General features: G+C 66.5%; 21 protein-coding genes. 9 read left to right on the forward strand and 12 right to left on the reverse strand.

The genetic code is table 11. From position 1 onward, the window contains the following. Nucleotides 1-69 precede the first annotated feature (69 nt). Nucleotides 70-732 (forward strand): tetratricopeptide repeat protein, encoded by a 663-nt coding sequence (locus LC092_RS14620; protein ID WP_224807750.1) that lies wholly within the window; start codon nucleotides 70-72, stop codon nucleotides 730-732. A gap of 121 nt (nucleotides 733-853) precedes the next feature. Next, nucleotides 854-1873: an alpha/beta fold hydrolase gene (locus LC092_RS14625; RefSeq protein WP_224807751.1), complete on the forward strand. Its 1020-nt coding sequence runs from the start codon at nucleotides 854-856 to the stop codon at nucleotides 1871-1873. Nucleotides 1874-1930: 57 nt separating this feature from the next. Here LC092_RS14625 and pyk read toward each other — a convergent pair whose 3' ends face one another. Genes pyk through LC092_RS14640 form a run of 3 tightly spaced genes read right to left on the reverse strand, consistent with a single transcriptional unit; the run spans nucleotide 1931 to nucleotide 5208 of the window. Then, complete coding sequence (gene pyk, locus LC092_RS14630; protein ID WP_224807756.1) at nucleotides 1931-3367, reverse strand: pyruvate kinase; 1437 nt, start codon at nucleotides 3365-3367, stop codon at nucleotides 1931-1933. Next, a complete protein-coding gene (locus tag LC092_RS14635) occupies nucleotides 3364-3858 on the reverse strand; it encodes a DUF1036 domain-containing protein (RefSeq protein ID WP_318245929.1) in 495 nt (164 codons plus the stop codon). Before LC092_RS14635 ends, pyk begins: the two co-directional genes overlap by 4 nt. Nucleotides 3859-3891: 33 nt before the next feature. Then, a complete protein-coding gene (locus LC092_RS14640; protein ID WP_224807757.1) occupies nucleotides 3892-5208 on the reverse strand; it encodes a glycerate kinase in 1317 nt (438 codons plus the stop codon). Nucleotides 5209-5376: 168 nt separating this feature from the next. Here LC092_RS14640 and LC092_RS14645 point away from each other — a divergent pair, with 168 nt between their 5' ends. From LC092_RS14645 to LC092_RS14655, 3 genes are all read left to right on the forward strand, one after another. Continuing rightward, on the forward strand, nucleotides 5377-6192 hold the full coding sequence (locus tag LC092_RS14645) for an N-formylglutamate amidohydrolase (protein ID WP_224807758.1): 816 nt from the start codon (nucleotides 5377-5379) through the stop codon (nucleotides 6190-6192). Nucleotides 6193-6239: 47 nt separating this feature from the next. Then, the gene (locus LC092_RS14650; RefSeq protein WP_224807760.1) at nucleotides 6240-6545 is read left to right on the forward strand and encodes a DUF1244 domain-containing protein; all 306 of its coding nucleotides are present in this window, start codon (nucleotides 6240-6242) and stop codon (nucleotides 6543-6545) included. A 144-nt stretch (nucleotides 6546-6689) separates the two neighbouring features. Beyond that, nucleotides 6690-6953, forward strand: a complete 264-nt coding sequence (locus LC092_RS14655; protein WP_224807762.1) for a DUF2312 domain-containing protein — start codon at nucleotides 6690-6692, stop codon at nucleotides 6951-6953. A 117-nt stretch (nucleotides 6954-7070) separates the two neighbouring features. Here the strand turns inward: LC092_RS14655 and LC092_RS14660 are convergent, their stop codons facing one another. The 7 genes from LC092_RS14660 to LC092_RS14690 form a co-directional block, all read right to left on the reverse strand. After that, nucleotides 7071-8468 carry an NAD(P)(+) transhydrogenase (Re/Si-specific) subunit beta gene (locus LC092_RS14660; protein ID WP_224807763.1) on the reverse strand — a complete coding sequence of 466 codons (1398 nt, stop codon included), beginning with the start codon at nucleotides 8466-8468 and terminating at the stop codon, nucleotides 7071-7073. 12 nt (nucleotides 8469-8480) lie between these two features. Beyond that, on the reverse strand, nucleotides 8481-8957 hold the full coding sequence (locus LC092_RS14665) for a proton-translocating transhydrogenase family protein (RefSeq protein WP_224807764.1): 477 nt from the start codon (nucleotides 8955-8957) through the stop codon (nucleotides 8481-8483). 12 nt (nucleotides 8958-8969) lie between these two features. Then, nucleotides 8970-10109, reverse strand: coding sequence for a Re/Si-specific NAD(P)(+) transhydrogenase subunit alpha (locus LC092_RS14670; RefSeq protein WP_224807767.1), 1140 nt, complete (start codon nucleotides 10107-10109; stop codon nucleotides 8970-8972). 48 nt (nucleotides 10110-10157) lie between these two features. Beyond that, nucleotides 10158-10442 carry an aa3-type cytochrome c oxidase subunit IV gene (locus LC092_RS14675; RefSeq protein ID WP_224807768.1) on the reverse strand — a complete coding sequence of 95 codons (285 nt, stop codon included), beginning with the start codon at nucleotides 10440-10442 and terminating at the stop codon, nucleotides 10158-10160. A 126-nt stretch (nucleotides 10443-10568) separates the two neighbouring features. Next, the gene (locus tag LC092_RS14680) at nucleotides 10569-11936 is read right to left on the reverse strand and encodes an ABC1 kinase family protein (protein ID WP_224807769.1); all 1368 of its coding nucleotides are present in this window, start codon (nucleotides 11934-11936) and stop codon (nucleotides 10569-10571) included. A 109-nt stretch (nucleotides 11937-12045) separates the two neighbouring features. Next, complete coding sequence (locus tag LC092_RS14685; RefSeq protein ID WP_224807770.1) at nucleotides 12046-13026, reverse strand: heme-dependent oxidative N-demethylase family protein; 981 nt, start codon at nucleotides 13024-13026, stop codon at nucleotides 12046-12048. Continuing rightward, entirely contained in the window at nucleotides 13026-14852 is a 1827-nt protein-coding gene (locus tag LC092_RS14690; RefSeq protein WP_224807889.1) for a M3 family oligoendopeptidase, read from the reverse strand. Before LC092_RS14690 ends, LC092_RS14685 begins: the two co-directional genes overlap by 1 nt. A 235-nt stretch (nucleotides 14853-15087) precedes the next feature. On the opposite strand from LC092_RS14690, the gene LC092_RS14695 reads away from it, so the two are divergent. The 3 genes from LC092_RS14695 to LC092_RS14705 all read left to right on the forward strand — a co-directional run bounded on the left by LC092_RS14695 (nucleotide 15088) and on the right by LC092_RS14705 (nucleotide 20885). Continuing rightward, a complete protein-coding gene (locus LC092_RS14695; protein WP_224807771.1) occupies nucleotides 15088-16698 on the forward strand; it encodes a sigma-54-dependent transcriptional regulator in 1611 nt (536 codons plus the stop codon). Between the two features lie 120 nt (nucleotides 16699-16818). Continuing rightward, complete coding sequence (locus tag LC092_RS14700) at nucleotides 16819-18804, forward strand: L,D-transpeptidase family protein (protein WP_224807779.1); 1986 nt, start codon at nucleotides 16819-16821, stop codon at nucleotides 18802-18804. Nucleotides 18805-19130: 326 nt separating this feature from the next. Continuing rightward, entirely contained in the window at nucleotides 19131-20885 is a 1755-nt protein-coding gene (locus LC092_RS14705) for a DUF882 domain-containing protein (RefSeq protein WP_224807781.1), read from the forward strand. A gap of 378 nt (nucleotides 20886-21263) precedes the next feature. Here the strand turns inward: LC092_RS14705 and LC092_RS14710 are convergent, their stop codons facing one another. Together LC092_RS14710 and rpsU are read right to left on the reverse strand one after the other, a co-directional pair. Further along, complete coding sequence (locus tag LC092_RS14710; protein WP_224807791.1) at nucleotides 21264-22088, reverse strand: tetratricopeptide repeat protein; 825 nt, start codon at nucleotides 22086-22088, stop codon at nucleotides 21264-21266. 319 nt (nucleotides 22089-22407) lie between these two features. Next, nucleotides 22408-22635, reverse strand: a complete 228-nt coding sequence (gene rpsU / locus LC092_RS14715; RefSeq protein ID WP_029059436.1) for a 30S ribosomal protein S21 — start codon at nucleotides 22633-22635, stop codon at nucleotides 22408-22410. A 395-nt stretch (nucleotides 22636-23030) separates the two neighbouring features. Here rpsU and LC092_RS14720 point away from each other — a divergent pair, with 395 nt between their 5' ends. Continuing rightward, a complete protein-coding gene (locus LC092_RS14720) occupies nucleotides 23031-24422 on the forward strand; it encodes an MATE family efflux transporter (protein WP_224807795.1) in 1392 nt (463 codons plus the stop codon). The last annotated feature ends 44 nt before the right edge of the window (nucleotides 24423-24466 follow it).

Genomic DNA, 24466 nt, shown 5'->3' on the forward strand with positions numbered 1-24466 from the left:
GCGAAGCGGGCACGGACATTCTTTGCGCCTGCCATTGACGGCCGCAATCGGTGATCCATAATCACCGGTATGCGGTCTTTTAGCGTTTGTCTCCTGCTTTTGTATCTCGGCGGTCCCGCGCTTGCGCAGGGCGAACCGCCCGGCGTGCTTCCGCCCGAGGCGGAGCCGCCGGCGATGGAGGATCTTGCGCCGCTTCCCGAAAGCGAGATCGAATCGGGTGCCCGCGCCGCGATCCCCGACGAGGACACGTCGCAAAACGAGGTCGATGCGCTCTTCGACGCGCTGGCGCAGGCGCCGTCCACCGCGGCCGCCCGGCCGATCGTCGCCAAGATCCAGCGCAAGTGGATGCAGTCCGGAAGTGCGACCGTCGACCTGCTGATGTCGCGCGCCGGCACCGCCATGAAGGCCAAGGACAACGCCCTTGCGCTCGATCTTCTCGACATGGTGACGCGGCTTGCCCCCGACTATGCGGAGGGCTGGAACCGCCGCGCCACGGTCTATTACCTGACACAGGATTTCGGCCGCTCCATCGCGGACATTGAGCGCACGCTGGCGCTGGAACCGCGTCACTGGGGCGCGATGTCGGGCCTCGGCATCATCATGCGCCGGCTCAAGCGCGACAAGGACGCGATGCGGATCTTCGAGGAAGTCCTGAAGATCCATCCGGCAAGCGAAAACGCACGTAAGGCAGTTGACGATCTTGCCACGAAATCCGCCGGGTCGCCGACCTGACCCGGGCAGTCCCCTGCAGATCCGACCCGATTCGGCCGGCGCCTGACGCGGCGCGGAACCCGGATCTCCGGCGCCGAACCGGCGGCGCCCGGCTCAAACGAGGTGTGTCATAAAGCTCCGAATGACTGTTTTTCTGCTCATTCTCGCCGGCGGCAGCATTGCCGCCCTCGGCGCGCTCGCGCTTCATGCCATGCAACGCACGTCCGTCGCCGAGGCACGCTTTCCGCCGCTTGGCGCGATGCAGACGGTGGATGGCGTTGCCTTGCATTATGTCGACCATGTGCCGCCGGGCTGGGAGGCCGGAGACCCGGTTCTGGTCTTCGTGCATGGCGCGAGTGCGAACCTGCGCGATCCGGTCGCCGCGTTCCGGCCCGCGCTGTCGGCGCGCTACCGGCTGATCTTTGTCGACCGGCCGGGGCACGGCTATTCGCAGCGCGGGGAGGGCGCGGCGCATAGCCCCGCCCGTCAGGCCGCGCTGATCGCCGGACTGGTCACGCATCTGGAGGTCGGGAAGGCGGTTGCCGTCGGCCACTCCTGGGGCGGAGCGGTGGTCGCGCAGCTGGCGCTGCAGGCACCGGACACCTTCGCCGGGCTGGTGTTCATCGCGCCCGCAACCCACCCCTGGCCGGGGGGCGTGAACTGGTATTACGACGTCGCGGCGCTGCCAGTCGTCGGCGCGGTGTTTTCCCATACGATCGCGCCGGCGGTTGCCTCGCTTGTCGCCTCGAACGGGGTCGACAGCGTTTTCGCGCCGGAGCCGGCGCCGGACAACTACCAGAAGTCCATCGGTCTGCCATTGCTGTTTCGTCCGCACAGTTTCCTCGCAAATGCCCGGGATGTCTCCCGCCTGAAGCCCGAGGTCGAGGCGGCGGCTCCGCGCTATCCGCAGATTGACCAGCCGGCCGCGGTGATCACCGGCGACGCGGATACCATCGTCTATCCCGACATTCATTCCGCAGGGCTTGTGCGGGACCTGCCCAATGCCTGGCGGGTCGATCTCGCCGGCGCCGGCCACATGCCGCATCACACCCGAACGGACGCCGTTGTCCGCGAGATCGAGGCGGTGGTCGCCAAGACCTATCCGGATCACATGCGCGCGGCCAACGCCAGCGAAACGAAAAACGCGCCCGCACGGCTTTGACCGTCGGGCGCGTTCGCTTGTCCTGGTGTCCGGCGCCTGTGCCGGAAGGTGCGGCTCTCAGAGGCCGCTGCTGCCGTCGCTTCCGATGAAGGCGATGCGCAGCATGTTGGTCGATCCGGGCGTGCCGAAGGGGACGCCGGCGGTGGTGATGATGCGCTGGCCGGGCTTTGCGAGCTCTTCCTGGAAGGAAATCCGGCAGGCGCGATCGACCATGTCGTTCTCGTCCTTGGCGTCATCGCTGACTACGCAGTGCAGCCCCCAGGCGAGCGCAAGGCGCCGCGCGGTTTCCAGCACCGGCGAAATCACGATCACCGGAACCGCCGGGCGTTCGCGCGCGGCGCGCAGGCCGGTGGCGCCCGACGTCGTGTAGCAAACCACGGCCGCCAGGTTCAGCGTCTCGGCGATCTGGCGGGCAGCGGCCGCGATGGCGTCGGCGCCGGTGGGCTCCGGCTCCTGGCGCTGGCCATGAATGATGGCGCGGTAGTTCGGGTCGCGCTCCACTTCGCCGGCAATGCGATCCATGGTCTCGACCGCTTCGACCGGGAAATCGCCGGCGGCCGATTCGGCCGAGAGCATGACCGCGTCGGCACCTTCGAAGACGGCCGTTGCCACATCGGAGACCTCGGCGCGGGTCGGGACCGGCGCGGTGATCATCGATTCCAGCATCTGCGTCGCCACGACGACCGGCTTGCCGGCCTTGCGGCAGGCGCGCACGATCTGCTTCTGCAGGCCGGGCACGCGTTCCAGCGGCATCTCGACGCCGAGATCGCCGCGCGCCACCATCAGCGCGTCGGAGAGGTCGATGATCTCGGCAAGGCGCTCGATCGCCTGCGGTTTTTCGATCTTGGCGAGAATGCCGGCCCGGCCGCGCGTCACCTTGCGCACTTCGGCCAGATCGTCCGGGCGCTGGATGAAGGAGAGCGCGACCCAGTCGACGCCGGCCTTGAGGGCCGCGTCCAGGTCCTTGCTGTCCTTCGGGGTCAGCGCGCCGACCGGAATTTCGGTGTCGGGAACGCTGACACCCTTGCGGTTGGAGAGCTTGCCGCCGACCTCGACCGTGGTCGTGGCGTGTTTGGCATCGCAGCTCTGCACGCGCAGGCGGATCTTGCCGTCGTCGAGCAGCAGGCGGTGGCCCGGCTCGAGCGCTTCCAGGATTTCACGGTGAGGCAGGTGCACGCGGCTTGCCGAACCCGGCTTGGGGTCGCTGTCGAGCGTGAAGGTCGCGCCGTTCTCGAGCACCGCGCTGTCGCCCTCGAAGGTGCCGACGCGCAGCTTGGGTCCCTGGAGATCGGCGAGGATGCCGATCGGCCGGCCGACCTTGGTCTCGATGTCGCGGATCGTCCTGACCAGCGTGTTGAGCCGGTCGTGATCCGCATGGCTCATGTTGATGCGGAAGACGTCGGCGCCGGCCAGGAAGAGTTTTTCGATTGTCGCGGGGTCCGATGAAGAGGGTCCGAGTGTTGCAAGTATCTTGACCCGTCTGTCACGCTTCATCGTCCACCCGTTCCTGTTTGTACCGGCTCCGTCAGCTGGACAGTCCAACTGCTCTGCTCGCCTGTATCGATTTCGAAGAATCCCGTGCGCTCGAATCCGCGCGCGACGCAATCCTCAATGCCTGAGATGGTGAATTCCTTCTCGCGGGTGCACATGAATGCACGTCCGCCCCATTCACCGAACTGGTCGTAGTCGACTGCATAGATATAATAGAACCGAGACACCAGCGACCCCGCCACCAGGGTTTCGCAGGAGTTCGCCGGCAGGTTCCACCACCCTTCGGTGACCCAGTCGTCATTCTCGCGGTAGCCGATTGCAACGCCGACCTGACTCTCGGTCTTGTTGCATAGCCGAAGCTCGGCCTGCGCCGGAGAGGCGGAGAACAGCGAAAGAAAAACCGTTAGAAGCGCTGCCAAGCCGACAGGAGCTCCTCCCCACCGGAGCTTGCGTGTCGCCGTGGTGCGCAGATGCCTTGCGGCTGTTTTCATCATGCGATTTCTCGTGCCACGACCATGCGCGTCATCTTATGGCCGACGGGCTTCAGGCTTGTCAATGATGACAGCCCTGAAGTCATTGACGTTGGTGTAGGTCGGCCCAGGTCGAAGAAGATCATTCAGGGCCCCGAAAAAGCCTGTGCTGTCGTTTCTCGCTAAAAATGCGGCGGCATCATGACCTTCGGCCCGTGCCCGGCTAAGCGTCGTCGGATCGACAAGCGCGCCGGCCGGGTCATCCGCGGCACCGGACCCGCCATCGGTGCCGTCGGTGTCGCCGGCGACCGCGAAAATATCGGGATGTCCGTCGAGCGCGACAGCAAGCGCCAGCGCATACTCCTGGTTGGGCCCGCCGCGCCCGTCGCCGCGCAGGGTCACCGTCAGTTCGCCCCCCGACAGCAGCACGCAGCGCCGGCCTTCTTCCGCGAGGGCGATGGCGCGCGCGGCATGGGCGGCGGCCACCTCCGAGGCCTCGCCCTCCAGGCTGTCGCCGAGAAGGATCGCCTCGTATCCCATGTCGCGAGCCGCCTGTGCGGCAGCTTCAAGCGACAATGCCGGCCGCGCGACGATCTCGAACCGCGTGTCGTCGAACAGGGGATCTCCGGGCTTGGGCGTCTCGTTGCGGGGATCGGCGAGAGCCGCGACGATGCTTGCCGGCGGGTTCGGAACGTAGCGGGCGAGAAGCGCCCGGGCGTCGGCGAGGGTCGAGGGGTCGGGGAGCGTCGGTCCGGAGGCGATCGCGATGGCCTCGTCGTTCGGGACGTCGGAGACCGCAAGGGTGGTCATCAGGGACCCTGCCCCGCGCGCAGCGGCCAGGCGCCCGCCCTTGATGCGCGACAGGTGCCGGCGAAGCGTGTTGATCTCGTCGATGGCCGCGCCCGAGCGCAACAGCGCCCGCGTGACCGCCTGTTTGTCGGCCAGCGAGACGCCGGTGACCGGCGCGACCCAATTGGCCGATCCGCCACCGGACAAGAGCACCACGATCCGGTCGCCCGGTCGGGCGCCGGCGGCAATCTCGAGGCATTTCGCCGTGCCCTCGACGCCGGCTGAATCGGGAACGGGATGCCCGGCCTCGATCACCGGGATGTGGCGTGTCGGCCGGGCATAGCCGTGGCGGGTCACGCACAGGCCGGTCAGACGGTCGGGAGACAGGCCGTGCTCGTCGAGATAGACGCGTTCCGCCACCGCCGTCATCGCGCCGGCGGCCTTGCCGGCGGCCAGCAGGAGGATGCGGCCGTTGGTCTCCGCAGGAGGCAGATGCTGGGGCAGGCAGTTCTCCGCCCGGGCGGCGGCGACGGCTGCCTCGAACAGGCGCGTCAGCCGTGTGCGCATGAGATCTGTGTGTTGCATGTGCTGCGACATCCGGAGCCTGGATCTTTCTGCCTGATCGATTCGCGCGATTTGGCACAACCTTAGGGAAGGGAGGTGGCCCTGTCTCCCCCGAGTTTCCCGGCCAAGGTCCGATTTCAGGCGTTGCGGACCTTGCGCGGGGCCGGTGCTTTGTCCCATATCGGTGGCATGACAGCGCCTGCATCCCTTCCCCCCGCGCCGCACCCGGATACCTCCCCGGTCGAGCAGAATTCCGGCGATCCGCAAAGTGGCCTGCTGATCCTGTGCGATCATGCGGGCAATGCGGTTCCGCGCGCCTATGGAAACCTCGGGCTGCCGCCGGCGGAATTCGAGCGCCACATCGCCTATGACATCGGCGTGCGGGCGCTGACCTTCGCGCTCGCCCGCGCGCTGAAGGCTCCGGCGGTGCTGTCGACCTTCTCGCGCCTGATGATCGATCCGAACCGCGGCGAGGACGATCCCACGCTGATCATGCGCCTGTCCGACGGGGCGGTGGTGCCGGGAAATGCCCGGCATGATGCGGCCGAGCGCGAACGGCGCCTGGCCGCCTATCACCGGCCCTATCACGCGGCAATCGCCGAGCGGATCGATGCCGCGATTGCCTTAGGGCGCCCGCCGGCGATCCTGTCGGTGCACAGTTTCACGCCCGTGTGGCGCGGCGTGCCGCGGCCCTGGCATGCCGGGGTGCTGTGGGACAGCGATCCGCGGTTCGCCCTGCCGCTGCTCGACCGCCTGCGGGCGGAGCCGGATCTCGTCGTCGGCGACAATGAACCGTATGACGGCGCGCTGAAGAACGACTGCATGTATCGGCACGGCACCGCGCGCGGGCTTGCCCATGCGCTGCTGGAGGTGCGCCAGGATCTGATCGGCGATGCCGCCGGCGTCGCGGCCTGGGCGGCGCGCCTGGAGCCGATGGTGCGGCGGTTGCTGGACACGCTCCCCGAACTCGGGGAGATCAGGCATTACGGTTCGCGCAGCGACTGACGGACCGGCCCCTCGCATTTTCTCACGATCCACCCCTGGAGGATGTCATGGCTGAACTCGACGACATGAAACGCATCGAACTGGAAGCAGCGGTGTTTCGCCGCCTGGTCTCGCATCTGCGCAACCGCACCGACGTGCAGAATATCGACATGATGAATCTCGCCGGTTTTTGCCGCAACTGCCTGTCCAACTGGTATGTGGATGCGGCCCGCGAGGACGGGCTCGACCTCGACAAGGAGGCCGCGCGCGAAATCGTCTACGGCATGCCCTATGCCGAGTGGAAGGCCAAGCATCAGACCGAGGCAACGCCGGAACAGGCCGCGGCCTTCGAGAAATCCAAACCGCACGGCTGATCTCTGGGGAGGTCGTGTGCATAAGCGTTCCGTATTCGTTCACGGAGCTTGAATTCGCCGTAAAATGCGCGCAAGCAGGGTTTTGCGCCGTTACCGGCTCCCCACATTCGAACCATGTTTCAAACGATCAAGGAGTGTTCATCCATGTCCGATCCAGGCGGTGTTGCCGGCGACCAGTTGCGTGCCTTTGTCGAGCGCATCGAGCGTCTCGAAGAGGAAAAGAAGGTCATCGCCGACGACATCAAGGATGTCTATGCGGAGGCCAAGGGCACAGGCTTCGACGTGAAGATCCTGCGCAAGATCATTTCGCTTCGCAAGAAGCAGCCGCACGAGCGCGAGGAAGAGGAAGCGATCCTCGATCTCTACATGCATGCGCTCGGCATGGCGGGACCGGCAAACGACGCGTAAGCTCCGCCTGCCCGGAGGGAAAAGAAAACGCGGCGCCCGAGGGATCGGGCGCCGCGTTTTTCGTTTCTGCAAGAATGCCTTCGCCCTGCGGCGCCGGGCGCCGCAGGGGAGGGAGGATCACATCGCCTTGACGATACCCTCGGTCATCTTCTTGGCATCGCCGAAGAGCATCATCGTCTTGTCCAGGAAGAACAGCTCGTTCTGGATGCCGGCATAGCCGGAGCCCATGCCGCGCTTGACGAAGAGCACCGTGCCGGCCTTGTCGACATCGAGGATCGGCATGCCGTAGATCGGCGACTGCGGATCGTCGCGGGCGGCCGGGTTGGTCACGTCGTTGGCGCCGATGACATAGACGACATCGGCCTGGGAGAACTCGGAGTTGATGTCCTCCAGTTCGAAGACCTCGTCATAGGGCACCTGCGCCTCGGCCAGAAGCACGTTCATGTGGCCGGGCATGCGACCGGCGACTGGGTGAATGGCATATTTCACCTCGACGCCTTCTTCCTTCAACGTGTCGGCCAGCTCGCGCAGCGCGTGCTGCGCCTGGGCAACCGCCATGCCGTAGCCGGGCACGATGATGACCTTGCTGGCGTTCTTCATGATGAAGGCGGCGTCTTCCGCCGAGCCCTGCTTCACGGGGCGCTCTTCCGCACCGCCACCGGCCGCCGCGACGCTGTCGCCGCCGAAGCCGCCGAGGATGACGGAAATGAAGGAGCGGTTCATGCCCTTGCACATGATGTAGGACAGGATCGCACCCGAGGAGCCGACCAGCGCGCCGACGACGATCAGCGCCATGTTGCCCAGCGTGAAGCCGATGCCGGCCGCGGCCCAACCCGAATAGGAGTTGAGCATGGAAACCACCACCGGCATGTCGGCACCGCCGATCGGGATGATGATCAGCCCGCCGAAGATCAGCGACAGGATCACGATCATCCAGAAGACCGTATGGCTTTCGCCCTGCACGAACACGACGATGAGCACGACGATCAGGAGCGCCAGGCCGGCGTTGATGGCATGGCGCATCGGCAGCATGATCGGCGCGCCCGACATGCGGCCGTCAAGCTTGGCGAAGGCGATGACCGAACCGGTGAAGGTGATCGCGCCGATGGCGACGCCGATCGACATTTCCACCAGGCTTGCGCCCGGGATCTGGCCGGTGACGCCGATGCCGAAGGCCTGCGGCGCGTAAAGCGCACCGGCGGCGACGAACACGGCGGCCATGCCGACGAGCGAGTGGAAGGCGGCCACCAGCTGGGGCATGGCGGTCATCGGCACCCGCTTGGCGGTGACGGCGCCGATGGCGCCGCCGATGCCGAGACCCGCGAGGATCATCAGCAGACCGCCCGCGCCGGGTGCTGCTGTGAGCAGCGTCGTGGCGATGGCGATGGCCATGCCGGTCATGCCGAGGAAGTTGCCCTGGCGCGACGTCTCCGGGCTGGACAGCCCGCGCAGCGCAAGGATGAAGAGAACGGCCGAAATCACATAGAGGACGGCCGTGACATTGGCGGAAAGCATGTGTCCGGCCTCCTATTTCTGCTTTTTCTTGTACATGGCGAGCATGCGCTGGGTGACCAGGAAGCCACCGAAGATGTTCACGCTGGCCATGATCAGGGCGATGAAGCCGAAGCCGCGCGCGTAGCCCGCGCCCTCGGCCGCCAGGTCGACGCCGACGGCGAGCAACGCGCCGACGACGATGACGCTCGAAATGGCGTTGGTGACCGACATCAGCGGCGTGTGCAGGGCCGGCGTCACCGACCAGACCACGTAGTAGCCGACGAAGATCGCCAGCACGAAGATCGTGAACTGGAAGACGAAGGGATCGATCGCTCCGCCGGTGGCCGCCGAGGCGGCCTGAGCGAGCGTGTCTCCCATCCCGCTGGCGAGCTGGTCGGCGTAGCCTTTGGCGGCATCCGCCGCCGCCTGCGCGGTCTCGGCCGCATCGCGGGCCGTTTCGGCCGCGGCCCTGGCGCGTTCGAGCGCTTCAGTGGCGTTTTGTTCCGTCATCTGGACCCCCTCTTACTTGGTGTCCGGCGCAAACGCCGGGTGCACGACCTGACCGTCGCGGGTCAGGACGGTCGCCTTGACGAGTTCATCGTCCCAGTTGACCGCGATCGCCTTGGCTTCCTTGTCGACGAGCGTCTCGGCGAAGGCGACGAGGTTCTTGGCGTAAAGCGCGGAGGCGGAGGCAGCGATCCGGCCGGGAACGTTCAGATGGCCGATGATCTTGACCTCGCCGGACTTGGCGATCTTGCCGGCCTTGGATCCCTCGACGTTGCCGCCGCGCTCCACCGCAAGATCGACGACCACCGAACCGGGCTTCATCGAGGCGACCATCTCCTTGCTGATCAGCTTGGGAGCCGGCCGTCCGGGAATGAGCGCCGTGGTGATGACGATGTCCTGCTTGGCGATATGGGCCGCGACCAGCTCGTTCTGCTTCTTCTGGTACTCGGCCGACATTTCCTTGGCGTAGCCGCCGGCGGTCTCGGCCTGCTTGAACTCGTCGTCCTCGACGGCGACGAATTTCGCACCGAGCGATTCCACCTGTTCCTTGGCGGCGGGGCGCACGTCGGTCGCGCTGACCACGGCGCCGAGCCGGCGGGCGGTGGCGATGGCCTGGAGGCCGGCGACGCCCGCGCCCATGACGAAGACGCGGGCCGCGGGCACGGTGCCGGCGGCGGTCATCATCATCGGCATCGCGCGGTCGTATTCGGCCGCGGCGTCGATCACCGCCTGGTAACCGGCGAGGTTTGCCTGGGAGGAGAGCACGTCCATCACCTGCGCACGGGTGATGCGCGGCATGAATTCCATCGCGAAGGCGGAGATCCCGGCCTTGGCCATGGCTTTGACCTCGTCTTCGTGGCCGTAGGGATCCATGCTGGCGATGACGATGGCGCCCTTCTTCATCAGGGCCAGTTCGTCCGCGGAGGGACGACGGACCTTGAGGACGACATCCGCGTCGGCAAGCGTTGCCTTGGCGTCGGCGGTCAGCGTCGCGCCGGCTGCCTCATAGTCGGCATCGACGATCCGCGACAGGGTGCCGGCACCCTTCTCGACGGCGACGTCAAAGCCGAGGGACACGAATTTCTTGACGGTATCGGGCGTGGCGGCGACGCGCGGTTCCCCTGCCTCGCTTTCGCGGGGCACTGCGAGTTTCATCGGCTGTCTCCTCCCAGTCTCAAATGGATGTGAATGTCAGGCGGCGCATCACGCCATGGTGACGATTGCGAGAAGCCCGGAAATCAGCGTGATCACCGCAGACGGGATCCAGCCGTTGGCACCGGCGAAGAGGCCCACGCCCGCGGCAACCAGCGTCGCGATCATCAAGACGGTTCCGAAGAACACGGCCGCGCCGCTGCCCATGGTCAGCATCAGCAGGCAGATCATCACGTTGATCATCGCGACGACGCCGACTTTCGAGAAGTTCAGGAAGCCGGTGTAGGTGCGCTCGTGTTCTGCGTAGTCCATTGCCGGGGATGTCTGATCGGACATGGTTTCCTCGTAATTGCCTCGTTCAAGAAGTTGCGGCTACTTATAACAGCTAAGAATGCAACGGCAACGCGCTGTTTTGCGGTGCACGCGGACCGATGTGCCGAAACGGAGCCGGCGCGGGTCCGCTCAGCCCTGCAACCCGACCCCGCCCAGAAGGTCGGACTGGCGCTTTTGCACCGTGGCGGTTTCGAAATTCTCGATCTGCTCGTTGAACAGGCGGAAGAAGTTGAGCTCGGCGCGCAGGTGCAGGAACACTCCGCCGAGACCGATGGCGGCGCGGTCCATGAAGACGAATTCGCGCGGCACGGTGACCGGCCCCTTTTCCTTCAGGGCCTGATGCACGCGAAACGCCTCGCGCCGGCCGTATTCCGCCGGCTTGACCCCGTCCGCGATGGAGCGCACCCGGTCGGTGAGCAAGGGGCCGTAGATGAAGCGTGCCCAGATGTTGAGGATCTCGATCAGCTCGCGGGTGAGACCCTTGAAGCCCCAGCGCTCGTAGGCGGAGACCACCAGCGCATCGTCTTCTTCCAGCAGGCCGCGGTAGAGATCGACGACGCCGGCGACGAAGCCTGGCGGGAAGATGCGGATGCAGCCGTAGTCGAGCAGGTTGATGCCCGCGGGTCGGCCGCTTTGCGAAAACACCGTGTAATTGCCCAGATGCGGATCGCCGTGGATCATGCCGAAGTGGCTGAAGGGATGCCACCAGGCCTTGAACATCGTCTCCGCCAGCAGGTTGCGGTCCTCCAGCGGGCTGTCCTTGAACGACAGCAGCGGCGCGCCCTCCAGCCAGCCCATGGTCAGGAGGCGCCCGGTGGAGAGGTCCTCATGCACCTCCGGCACGCGGATGCGCGGCTCGTCCTTGAAAATCTCGCTGTAGGCGGCGATCTGTTTCGCCTCGCGCTTGTAGTCGAGCTCCTCGCGCACCCTTTCGCCGATTTCCTGCGCGATCTCGCGGGTGTCGATTGCCGGCTGCATGCGCCGGTGGACCGAAAACAGCAGGCCGAGCTGCTTCAGGTCGGCTTCCACCGCCGAGGCCATGTCGGGATACTGCAGCTTGCAGGCCAGCGGCGCGCCATCCTTGGAGACGGCGCGATGGACCTGGCCGAGCGAGGCGGCGGCGGCCGGCGCGCGGTCGAATTCGGCAAAGCGCGATTGCCAGTCGCGCCCGAGCTCCGCCGACATGCGCCGCTTGACGAAGGGCCAGCCCATCGGCGGCGCATCGGCCTGAAGCTGCGCCAGCTCGGTGGCATATTCCGGCGGGATCGCGTCGGGGATGGTGGAAAGAAGCTGCGCCACCTTCATCAGCGGCCCCTTGAGGCCGCCGAGCGCGGCCGCCAGTTCCGCCGCCTGCTTCTCGTTGTCGATCTGATAGCCGAACACCCGCGCGCCGGCGAGTTTCGCCGCCAGACCGCCGACATTGGCGCCGACCCGCGCGTAGCGCCCGACCCTCGCGCTCATGCGGTTCTGTTCCCGGTCGCGTGGCGGTGTCGGCATGGATCGGATGTCTCCGTTGAGGAAAAGGCGGCGGCCGTTTTGGCCGGATCGACGTTACCCGGATCTACGTGCTTGGTCACAGAGCGGATTGCCGCAATGCGGGATCGCCTCAGCCCCTTGCGGCGATCTCCGCAAGCTCGCGGAGCAGGGCGGCGATGGCCTCGCGCGCGCCGGTCAGCCCCTTGTAGGCAAGCTGGTCGGCATCAAGCGCTTCCAGTTGAGTACGCAGACTCTCGGCAAGTTCGGCGCCTTGCGGATGGCGGGCGAAGGCGGCGACCGGGTCGTGATGCACCTTGATAGTGAAGAGGATGTCGCCGCTTTCCGGCAGGCGGCGCAGGGTCTGGCGTTCCACGCGCACGAAGAGCGGGACCTCCGCCGCGCCGCCGGCCAGCGCGCCGCGGTCCACGCGGTTCGGGTCGCTCGCCTGCGGGTCGATGCGCTTGGCGTGGGGCTGGTGCAGCTCGGGGCTTGAGTAGAGCGACCAGTTGAGCCGCCAGGACGGGCGCTCCACCGGCAGATTGTCGAAGATGCGGGCCACCATTTGGCCCATGCGGGCGCCGTTGAAGCCGGGCACGGTCTCGTGGATCCCCGTCATCGACTGGCCGAATTTCTCGGCCAGCGACCAGGACGAGGGAAAGCACAGCGCGGCCGCCGCAAGCCGGTAGCCGTCCTCGCCCTTGCGCATCAGCACGAGGTCCTCCTGCACAAGGCGCGCCGCCGTCTTGAGCGGCGGGTCGTCCGCCGCGTCCAGATCGATCTCGCGTCCGGTCGCGGTGAGGCGAAGGCCGCTCGCCGTTCGTTCGTAGAGATCCGGGAAGCGCTGCGGCAGGTAGCTCCGCAGCATCTTGAGCACCTCCGCCTGCGCCGCGTGCGTGTCCGCTTCCGCGAGAAACACCGGCGCCCTGGCGGCCCCGGCGAAGAGCCGGTCCTTTTCCGCCATCTGCTCGGCGAAGCGGTCGTCCGGCTCGATCCAGTCGTTCGGATCGAGCGGCATCAGCCCGACGGTGAAGGGCTTCGACGACCCGTCATAGGGCGTGTGCGCGAAGGGCGCGCGCCGAGGGTCGTCGAAGCGGGCCGTTCCCCCGGGCATCAGTCTTCCAGCCGTTCCAGTTCGTCGATGAAGCCGGAGATCACCGACAGGCCCTTCGACCAGAAGGCGGGATCGCTGGCATCCAGCCCGAAGGGCGCGAGCAGCTCGGAATGGTGCTTGGTGCCGCCGGCCGACAGCAGGGCGAAATACTTGTCCTGGAAACCGTCCACGGCGCCTTCGTAGACCGCGTAGAGCGAGTTCACCAGGCAATCGCCGAAGGCATAGGCATAGACATAGAAGGGCGAATGGATGAAGTGCGGGATATAGGTCCAGAAGGTCTCGTAGCCGTCGCCGAAGCGGATCGCCGGGCCGAGGCTCTCGCCCTGCACCGACATCCACAGATCGCAGATCGCCCTGGAGGTCAGTTCGCCCTCGCGGCGCGCGGCGTGGACCTTGCGCTCGAAACTGTAGAAGGCGATCTGGCGCACCACGGTGTTGAGCATGTCCTCCACCTTGCCGGCGAGCAGGATCTTGCGGCGCTCCGGCGTTTCCGCGGTCGCCAGAAGCTCCTTGAAGGTCAGCATCTCGCCGAAGACGCTGGCGGTTTCGGCAAGCGTCAGCGGGGTCGGGGCCATCAGCGCGCCATTGGGCGCGGCGAGCACCTGATGCACGCCGTGGCCAAGCTCATGGGCGAGCGTCATCACGTCGCGCGTGCGGCCCTGGTAGTTGAGCAGAACGTAAGGGTGGGCGCTGGGCACGGTGGGATGGGCGAAGGCGCCGGGCGCCTTGCCGGGGCGTGCCGGCGCGTCGATCCAGCCCTTGGTGAAGAAGTCGTCGGCGATCCCGGCCATCTTCGGCGAGAAACGGCCATAGGCCTCCAGCACCAGCGACCGGGCCTCGTCCCAGGGGATCTTGCGGCTGTCGGCGGAAGGAAGCGGCGCGTTGCGGTCCCAATAGTCGATCACGTCCTTGCCGAACCAGTTCGCCTTCATCGCGTAATAGCGGTGCGACAGGTCCGGATAGGCGGCGCGCACGGCCTCCACCAGCGCGTCGACCACCTCGCGCTCGACCCGGTTGGAGAGGTGGCGGCTGTCGGCGATGTCCTCAAAGCCGCGCCAGCGGTCGGAGATCTCCTTGTCCTTGGCGAGCGTGTTGGTGATCAGCGTGAAGGTGGACAGGTTTTCCTTGAAGGTCTTGCCGAGCGCCTCGGCGGCGGCCTTGCGGGTGGCGCCGTCGGGATCCTGCAGCAGCGTGAGGGTGGGTTCGAGCGCCTGTTCCTCGCCGTCGACCTCGAAGCGCAGGCCGGCCATGGTCTCGTCGAACAGGCGGTTCCAGGCGGAGGCGCCGGTCACCGACTTCTCGTGGAAGAGCTGCTCGATGCGGTCCTCGAGCTGAAAGGGGCGCGCTTTTCGAATGTCGTCGAGCCAGGGGCGATAATGCGCCAGACCCGGATCTTGCGCCGCCACGTCGAGCACTGCGTCGGGAATGCGGTTCAGCTCCAGCGTGAAGAAGATCAGATGCGTGCTGGCGGCAGTCAGCTTGTCCTGTGCGTCGCCATAGAACTTCTGGCGCACGGGGTCGGTGGTGTCGCCGGCATAGAAGAGCCCCGCATAGGAGGCGATGCGGCCCATCAGGTCCTCCAGCGCCTCCATTTCCTTCAGCGCGCCCGCCAGTTCGGCGCCAGAGCGTTTCGCCATGTCCTCAAGCTTGCCCTTGTAGCGGGCCTCGAAGGCGGCCGCGTCCTTGGCCGCGCGGGCCATGTCGGCGGTAACCTCCGGCGCGTCATGGGCGGGGTAGAGATCGGCAAGGTTCCACTCCGGCAGGTCCCCGAGGCTTTCCTGCCTGTCGGCCCCCTGGCCTGCGGTGGCGAAGGCCGGCCCTGTCATGAACGGCCGTGCGGCGAGCGTGTGCGGAAAGTGGCGCGCAAATGTCATGAGGTCTCCGAGAGGGTCCTGAATTGCTGTCGTGTCCTTCTGGATATTGTGGATTGCGGGCTGAGGGCAATGTTCAATCGTCCCCGGCGCGTTGCATCGCGCAAAAGATGGACGATTTGTTTACCGCTCCGGCGCTACGGTGACCCGAATTGAGACAGGGTTGAAAATCGAAAGGCGCCGCACTGGCATGATCCCGACAAGCGGACGCATTCTCATTGCCGACGACGATCCGGTGCAGCGCCGGCTGCTGGAGGAAGCGGTCAAGCGCTTCGGCTATCGCTCCAGAACCGTCGAGAACGGCGCGCAGGCGGTCGAGGTGCTATCGGGGCCCGACGGCGCTGACATCGACCTGCTGATTCTCGATCTGGTGATGCCCGAGCTTGACGGCATGGGCGTGATCGCCCGGCTGCGCGAGATGCGCTCGGCGATCCCGATCATCGTGCAGACGGCGCATGCCGGCATCGACGCTGCGGTCAACGCGATCCGCGCCGGGGCTCAGGACTTCGTGGTCAAGCCGGTGTCGCCGGAGCGGCTGGAAGTCGCGATCCGCACCTTCATGAAGATCAAGGCGCTGGAAGGCGAGATCACCCGCATCCACAAGCAGTCGAGCGGGACCTTCACCTTTGACGACATCGTCACGCGCTCCGAGGCGATGGAGCGGGTGATCCGCGTCGGCAGCCGCGCCGCGCATTCGCAGATCCCGGTGCTGATCGAGGGCGAATCGGGCGTCGGCAAGGAACTCATCGCCCGCGCCATTCAGGGAACCAGCGAGCGGCGCGCGCGCCCCTTCATCACGGTGAACTGCGGCGCGATCCCCGAACATCTGGTGGAATCGATCCTCTTCGGCCACGAGAAGGGCGCCTTCACCGGCGCCGTCGACAAGCATGTCGGCAAGTTCCAGGAAGCGCATGGCGGAACGCTGTTTCTCGACGAGGTCGGCGAGCTTCCGCCCGACATCCAGGTCAAGCTGCTGCGGGCGCTGCAGGAAGGCGAGATCGATCCGATCGGTGCCCGGCGCCCGGTGAAGGTGGATTTCCGGCTGATTTCCGCCACCAACCGGCGGCTGGTCGACCTGGTCAAGGACGGGCGCTTCCGCGAGGATCTCTACTACCGCCTCAACGTCTTTCCGCTGTGGCTGCCGCCGCTGCGCGACCGCCGGGAGGATATTCCCGACCTCGTGCGCCACTTCCTCGCGCGCTTCGTCGCCGAGGAAGGGCGGCCGCATATCACCTCCGTCGCGCCCGACGCGGTGGCAATGCTTCAGGCCTATGACTGGCCCGGCAATATTCGCCAGTTGGAAAACGCGGTGTTCCGCGCGGTCGTGCTGTGCGAGGGCGATCACCTGACCCGCGACGACTTTCCCCAGGTGCTGGCAAGCGTCGCGGGAAGCGGCGGCGGGCAGGAGAGTGCCGCGCCGGCCGGCTATGCCGCCGCTCCGCCGCAACCATCCGTCGACAGTCCCGAAGCGAGCGACCCTGGCCATGGACCGGCAACCGGCGGGACCGCGTCGGCCGCCCCGGACAGTGCCCCGAGCACGGCCGGGGAGGCGGATGCCGACAGGCATGCGGAGCCAAGCGAACCCCGTGTCCCCTTCGGCTATCTGCGCAGTCTCGACGATCAGGGCCATGTCCGCGCGCTCGATTCAATCGAGGCGGAGATGATCCGCACCGCCATCGACCATTACGGCGGGCGCATGACGGAAGTCGCGCGCAGGTTGTCCATCGGGCGCTCAACTCTCTATCGGAAGTTGAAGGACTATGGCCTGGATGCAACACAGGACGCAGAGGCCGCCGAATAGGCGCGTCCTCGCGGTCGCGTGACTTGCATCAAGCGGCTTTGCCGGGCTTGTTAACCTTACGACATCCGCTTCCGCGGGCCCGAATCGGGGTCCGCCCATTGTGTTCAGGATTCTCAGACCATGCCGACGTCACTCCGCTCCGTTCTCTTGCGTACCACGCTTGCCGGGGCGGTCTTCGGCCTGGCCGCGGTGTCCGGGGCCGCAGCCAATGCGACGACCGGCGCGGCGACGCCGGATCCGGCGGAAACGCGCTCGGTCGTGGACCCGAAGCCGGTGACCGCGCTGCAGCTGCTTCTGGAGGAGACAGCGTCGCGGGGCGATCCGGATGCAAAGCTCTCCTATCTCACGTCCGACAGCAAAAAGGCCGTCGCCGCGTTTTATGCCGGGCGGCACCACAAGCCGCTCTGGACGGCCGATGGTGCGCCGACGCTGACGGCCTACCGGCTGGTCGCCCGCATGGAACGGGCCGAAGACGACGGGCTGTCCCCTTCGGATTACGCGCTGCCTGCCGATCTCATTTCCCAGGTCGGTCGCCTCGACGCCGATGATGCGGCACGCTTCGAACGCGCGCTGTCGGCAGCGCTTTTGACCTATGCGGAGCATGCCCAGGCCGGCCGGGTCGAGCCCTCGAGCCTGTCGGGCTATATCACCGCCGCGCCGGAAAAGCCGGAGCCCGCCCTGGTGCTCGAGACGCTGGCGTCGAGCGCCGATCCGGTTTCGGCGCTCGATGGCTACAATCCGCCGCACGCCGGCTTCCAGGCGCTGCGCAAGGCGCTCGCCGACCTGCGCAAGGCGGCGGCCGAGGAAAGCGGTCCCCCGGTGGTGCCCGCCGGCAAGGTGCTGAAGGAAGGGGTCCGGGACGAGCGCGTGGCGGTCCTGCGTGCCCGGCTCGGACTGGCGCCCGCCGAGGCGCGTGATGCAACCGCCGTCACGACAGTCGCCGCGGACCCTGCCGAGGCGCAGGAGACGGCGCAAGCCGGTGCCGCGGGGACGACGGAGCCGGGCGCGAGCAATGCCGCTACCAATGCGCCTGTTGCGGCGCAGGCCGAGACGCCGGGCGATCCGACGCTGTTCGACGCGGGGGTGAAGGATGCTGTCTTCGCCTTTCAGGAGCAAAACGGCCTGCATGCGGACGGCATCGTCGGGCCGCGCACGTTGCTGGCGCTGAATGCAACCGCCGATGACGGCATGGCGATTTCCGACGTCATCGCCAACATGGAGCGCTGGCGCTGGCTGCCGCGCGACCTCGGCGCCTTCCACGTCTTCGTCAACATTCCCGAATTCAAGGCGCGCCTGGTGCGGGACGGCCATGAGGTCTACGAGACCCGCGTGGTCGTCGGCAAGCCGGCCAACCAGACGCCGGTGTTTTCCGACGAGATGGACCACCTGATCGTCAATCCCTACTGGAATGTTCCCTATTCCATCGCTTCGCAGGAATTGCTGCCGTCGATCCGGGCCAATCCGTCCGGCTACCTGGGCTCGCGCAACTACGAGGTCCTGGCCGGCGGGCGCGTCGTCAATCCCTCGTCGATCGACTGGAGCGGCGTGAACCTGCGCTCGGTGCGCATCCGCCAGCGTCCCGGCTCGGGCAATGCGCTTGGCCGGATCAAGTTCATGTTTCCCAACCAGCATTCCGTCTATCTGCACGATACGCCGTCCAAGAGACTGTTCAACCGCTCGGCGCGGGCGTTCTCCCATGGCTGCGTGCGCGTCCAGGATCCGTTCGATTTCGCCGACGCGCTCCTGCAGCTCGACCCGCAGTGGGATGCGGCGGCGCTGAAGAAGATGGTCGGCGGCAGCGAAAAGCGCGTCGACCTGAAGCGCCACATTCCGGTGCATCTGACCTATTTCACCGCCCATGTGGACGAAGCCGGCCGCTTGCAGCGCCGTCCCGACATCTACGGGCACAATGCGCGGCTGACCAAGGCGCTCGAGATCGAGGGCTGGCAGGACTGGCAGAAATTCGCGGTCGCCGATCCGGTGAAACGCGCAGCCCCCGTGCGTCGCGCCGCCCCGAAGAAAGCCGTGGAGACGCTGTCGATCCGCGAGCAGCGCGCCAAGGTCTTCCGCCTGCGCCAGCGCGGATCGAACGATCTCTATCGCTAGACGGGTCGCGATTTCACTCAGAAGCGCCGGCTGGTGCCGGCCGCACCCTTTCCTGAGGGGACGAGCGGGATCGCAGCTCCCGGTCGGGAGCTGCCGCAAAAAAGGCACATCCGCTGCGTAGACCGCGCGCGGTGAGGCGCCTCGAAAGCCGGGCTCCTTGCCTTTGTTTTAACGAAAACGTGAAAATTTTTCGATTGTGATGCGCATTTGCCACGATTTGCGCTCATTCTTGAATACGGTAAAGGCTTCTTAACTTCGCTCACCTACACCAGTCCGACGGGGGGCGGGTGTTCGGCGATCCCGCCGACAAACTAGCGAGACTGACATTGCTCGAAGCACTGTTCTCCAGGCTGCGATGCCGCTTACGCTCGCTTGCAGCGATCACGCTGGCGGTCTGCCTGTCGATGGCAACGCTCGCGGTCGCGCCGGCGTCTGCCGAGACGCGCACGCTGAAGCTCTACAACACCCATACCCACGAGCGGGTCTCGATCACGTTCAAGAAGAACGGGCGGTATCTGTCGTCGGGTCTGCGTGAGCTGAACCGGTTCCTGCGGGACTGGCGTCGCAATGAAATCACCAAGATGGATCCGAAGCTGTTCGACCTCGTCTGGGAAGTCTACCAGAAGGCGGGAACCAGCAAGCCGATCCATGTGGTTTCGGGCTATCGCTCGCCGGCGACGAACAACATGCTGCGCCGGCGCTCGCGCGGTGTCGCCAAGACCAGCCAGCATACCCGTGGCCGCGCGATGGACTTCTTCATTCCCGGCGTGAATGTCTCCAAACTGCGCGCCCTCGGCCTGCGCAAGGAGGTCGGCGGTGTCGGCTACTATCCGACATCGCGCACGCCCTTCGTGCATATGGATACGGGCTCGGTGCGGCACTGGCCGCGCATGACCCGCAGGCAGCTCGCCAAGGTCTTCCCGCGCGGCGACACCATTCACGTTCCCACCGACGGCAAGAAGATGCCGCGCTACGCGGAAGCTCTGGCGCGCAAGAAGAGCGGCTCCTCGCGCGCTACCGTGGTCGCCAGCGCGGCACCGCAGCCGGTGCGCCGCAATTCCTCCGACATCTCGGCTGAAGACACGCGCCGGATTTCGCGTCCGCCGACGACCGATACGTCGAGTTCCCCCGGGCTGATCGCCCGGATCTTCTCCAGCGACGAGGAAGAGGAAACCTCCTCCGCCTCCGCACCGACCCCGCCGGCTCCCTTGCGCTCGCGTCTGGTGCAGGCCGATACGCCGCCGCCGGTTCCGCCGCAGGCGCCCCCGGGCGTGCGCACGCCGGACGCCGAGGAACCGTCGGCTCCGAGCGCGACCGACCCGGTCGTCGTGGCCGAGGTTGTTCCGCGCGGCAAGCCGGCCGGCTTCGCGGCAATCGTCGCCGCGGCAACGGCCGGATCGGTCGCACCTGGAACGCTTGACGCCCAGGCTCAGCGGATCGCCAGCGGTCTTCCCGCCGTCGAACAGACCCCGCCCGCAAATGCGGATCAGCCGGTGCAGGTTGCGAGCGCGGCTCCGACCATCACGCCGCGGCCGAAAACGGCGGAGCTTCGCCAGGGACCGACCGCAGAGGGCATCGTCCCGCGCCCGGCACCGAGCGACGGCGCTTCGGCGATCGCGGCGGTAACCGGCGGCATCCAGCCTGCGCGCAAGCCGCAAGCGGAGCTGACGGCCGCAACCCTTGCTTATGCCCCGGCGGTGACGGCATCGGCTGGCGGTGGCACGACGGCGGCCGTAGCCCTCCCCAAGAGACGCAGCGCGGCTGACGTGAAGTCCGCCTCCGCGCCCTCCGGATCGATGTCCGGCCAGTTGCCCGCGCCCGTGATCAAGGATCCGCTGGCGGTTTTCGCCGCGCTTCCGGACCGCTCGATGCCGGCGCTGATTTCCGGTGCAGCGACCACCCGCACCCGCACCTTCGCCTCGCTGTCGCATCCCAACCAGCGCCGGCTTGAGCTGCTGCTGTCGCCAAGCGGACGTGTCTTCGCCAACCGGTTCGACACTGGCGCCGGCTCTGCACCGCGTGCGGACCGCTTCGACGACGGACCGGCGGTGGTCCTGCTTCCGGTCGTCGCGCTGCGCTGACGCAAGCCGCCTGACAGACAAGACCGTGCGACCACTTTGTGGTCGCGCGGTCCTTTTCTTTTAGGATAGGCGCCTCCAGTCGCCCATTTGACGGCTGTCGCGCCCGATTTCAGGGCGGGTGTCACGATCCTCATCCACCGACAGCAGCGCGAGCGGACTGGCGGACGGATCCCTCTTCCACATCACTGTGACCGGTGAGGCGCCATCTGCACGATGCCGGCACGGCTGTCACGCTAGGGCAAGCGGAGGCTTGCACGGGCTTTGCAGGCACGATCATGCGCGTAGGCGCATGCGGATGTTCGCCTGTGGACAGCCTGTGGAGGATGTGTGGATTGGGGGCGTTTGGGGACGGGCGCGATGCCGCGTCTTGCGGCCCGGTCAGCCGCCCCGGTCGAGGCGTCCGATGCCGTCGCGGGCGATTTCGTTGGACGGATCGATGCCGAGCGCGCGGTTGAACGAACGGCGCGCATCGGTCGGCTTGCCGAGAAGCTCAAGCGCAAGGCCCCGGTTCGCCCAGGCGACCGCCGACCGCTTGTCGCGGTTGACCGCGTCCGACAGGTCGGAGAAGGCGGCCTTGGGATCGTTCAGCGCGAGATAGGAGACGCCGCGCGCGATATAGGGTTCGGCGGCATTGGGGTCGAGGCCGATGGCGGTCGCGAAGTCCTCGACGGCACGCGTATGCTGGCCTTGCGCCTGAAAGATCAGGCCACGGTTGTGAAAGGCGCGGGCGTTGCTGGAATCGATGGCGATCGCCGCATTGAAGTCGGCAAGGGCCAGATCGTTTCGGCCGAGGGTGCGATAGGCGTTGCCGCGCCCGACAAGCGCGACGTCATAGTCCGGCTTGATCCGAAGGGCGGAGCTGTAGTCGGAGACGGCGGCCTGGGTGTTGCCCATCCGGCGATGGACCAGCGCGCGGTTGGCATAGGCCTGAAAGGAGTCCGGGGCGAGCCGAAGCGCTGTGTTGAAGTCTTCCAGCGCGTTGTTGAACCGCCCCGCCTGGCCATAGGCAATGCCGCGCGTGTTGTAGGCGGCCGCATCGCGCGGGTTGGCCTCGATCACCGCGTTGAGCGAATCGATATTGGCAGCGGAGCCGGCCGACCGGTCGATCGGAACACCGGAGACGCCGGCGGTCTGGCACGCGGAAAGCAGAAGACCACAGGAGATCACTGCGGCCAGGGAGGCCCGGTGTTGCACCTTCGCCATCTGCATCGCTGCCCTTTCCGGACGGTTCGTGTTCCGCTCCAGACGTCGCCAAGCCAAGACTATCGGCGTTTGCAATCGAGCCGCAATGCGCAAACCCTGCAGCCGGTCCCGATCACTCCGACGACGCGACCCTGACGCAGGATTGTGTCCCTGCGATGGGCGTCACGCCTGATCACGCACGTCCCTGACAGGCTACCCGGATCGACCGCTGCTGTGGCGGAGCGCATCCGGTGCTGCTGATTCGAGGTTGCGTGTAAGACAAGCCGGGCGCCTGGCGTTGGATGTCCTGCGCGAACCCGCGCAGGCCGATCCAGAACGACTAGCGGCGCGGAGCCTTGCTCGGCAGAAGACCTTCACGCTGAGCGCGCTTGCGCGCCAGCTTGCGCGCACGACGAACGGCTTCCGCCTTCTCGCGGGCCTTCTTCTCGGACGGCTTTTCATAATGGCCGCGAAGTTTCATCTCGCGAAAGATGCCTTCGCGCTGCATTTTCTTCTTCAGCGCCTTGAGCGCCTGATCGACATTGTTGTCGCGAACCAGAACCTGCACGCGTTTTTTCCCATCGTTCTTGCACCCATGCGACTGCCGCATCCGGTGCCGGATCTCACCCAGTTGGACTCGCTGTGTGACTCGGAAGCGAAACCGGCTTGCCTCTGCCATCAGCTGCAAACCTGGGGCGCGCTGTGCAAAAGACACCGGCGCGCCGCTTTCACGTCGCTAATCAGGCCGTCTAGTTAGCAGAGGCCAGAGTTGTTGTCCACCGCCATAAGTGCCTGAAGCGCCGCTTCGCATGTGTATTTCGTTTGCATATTTACGATCCGCGACCCGTCGCCGAGATGGTCACTGGACGCTGCAACGAGCGCACGATACCACAGGCCGGCAGAAAAGGGGACCGGTCGCACGCGCGGGGGCCGTCAGCCGGTCCGATCGGGGAGAAAAGGAAGATGACAGCGTCGGCGCCGGATGCGTCCAGCATGGCGGAGACAGCGGGCGCGTGGCGCACCGAGGTCTTCCAGAGCCTGCGGCTCGGCATTCCGATTGCCGGTGCCCAGGTCGCGCAGATGGCGATCAACACCACCGATGTGGTGATGATCGGCTGGCTCGGCGCGGTGGAACTCGCCGCCGCCGTATTGGCCTTCAACCTCTATATCGTCATCTGGCTGTTCGGCATCGGCGTTCTCCAGGCCGTCGTGCCTCTCGCGGCGAAGGCGCGCGGCGAGCGCCGCCCGCGCGACGTGCGCCGCTCCGTGCGCATGGGGTTCTGGTTCGTTGCCTTCTACTCGATCCCCACGCTTGGCATCATGTGGTTCACCGAGGATATCCTGCTGGCCTTCGGTCAGCAGCCGGACGTCTCGGCGCTTGCGGGCGACTACGCGCGGATCATGATGTTTTCGGTGTTTCCCTCGCTGATGACAATGGCGCTGCGCAATTTCATCACCGTGCTGGAAAAGGCGCAGGTGGTGCTGTGGGCGACCATCGCCGGCGCGGTGTTCAACGCCTTCATCGACTATGCGCTGATCTTCGGAAATTTCGGACTGCCGCGGCTGGAACTGATCGGGGCGGGCATCGCCTCGGTCGCCACGTCCTTCGCCACCTTCCTCATCATCGTCGTCTACACGCTGCGGCAACGGCAGTTGCGCCGCTATGCGGTGTTCGGTCGGCTGTGGCGCAGCGACTGGTCGAAGTTCTTCGAAATCCTCAGGCTCGGCTGGCCGATCGCGATCATGCTGCTCGTCGAAGTGGCGCTGTTTTCCGGCTCGTCGCTGATGATGGGCTGGATCGGCACCGTGCCGCTGGCCGCCCATGGCATCGCGCTACAGCTGACCTCCATCACCTTCATGGTTCCGCTCGGACTGGGGCAGGCGGGCATGATTCGCATCGGCCTTGCCGCCGGGCGCGGCGACCGCGCCGGGGTGGGGCGCGCGGGCTGGGCAGCGCTGACCGTGTCGATGGGCTTCATGGTGATTTGCGCCGTCGCGTTCTGGCTGAAGCCCGAGCCCTTCGTGTCGCTGTTTCTCGATCTCGGCAATCCGCAGTCCGACGAGGTGCTGGCGATTGGCGTGACCTTCCTGGCGATTGCCGCCGTGTTCCAGATCTTCGACGGCGCGCAGGTGGTCGGCGGAAGCCTGCTGCGCGGGCTGTCGGACACCAAGACGCCGATGGTCATCGCCGTCATCGGCTATTGGGTCGGCGGCATGGGGCTGGCCTATGCGCTCGCCTTTCCGCTCGGGCTTGGCGGCATCGGCATCTGGTGGGGGCTCGCCTTCGGCCTGGCGGCCGTCTCCATCGTGCTGCTGTGGCGCTTCGCGGCGCGCGAACGGCTCGGGCTGGTCTGAAACGAACGCGCGCGTGCGGGTGCATCCGCGTGCGCCCGGCTCGC

It is taken from the genome of Stappia stellulata (genome assembly GCF_020176715.1).
Lineage (GTDB): Bacteria > Pseudomonadota > Alphaproteobacteria > Rhizobiales > Stappiaceae > Stappia.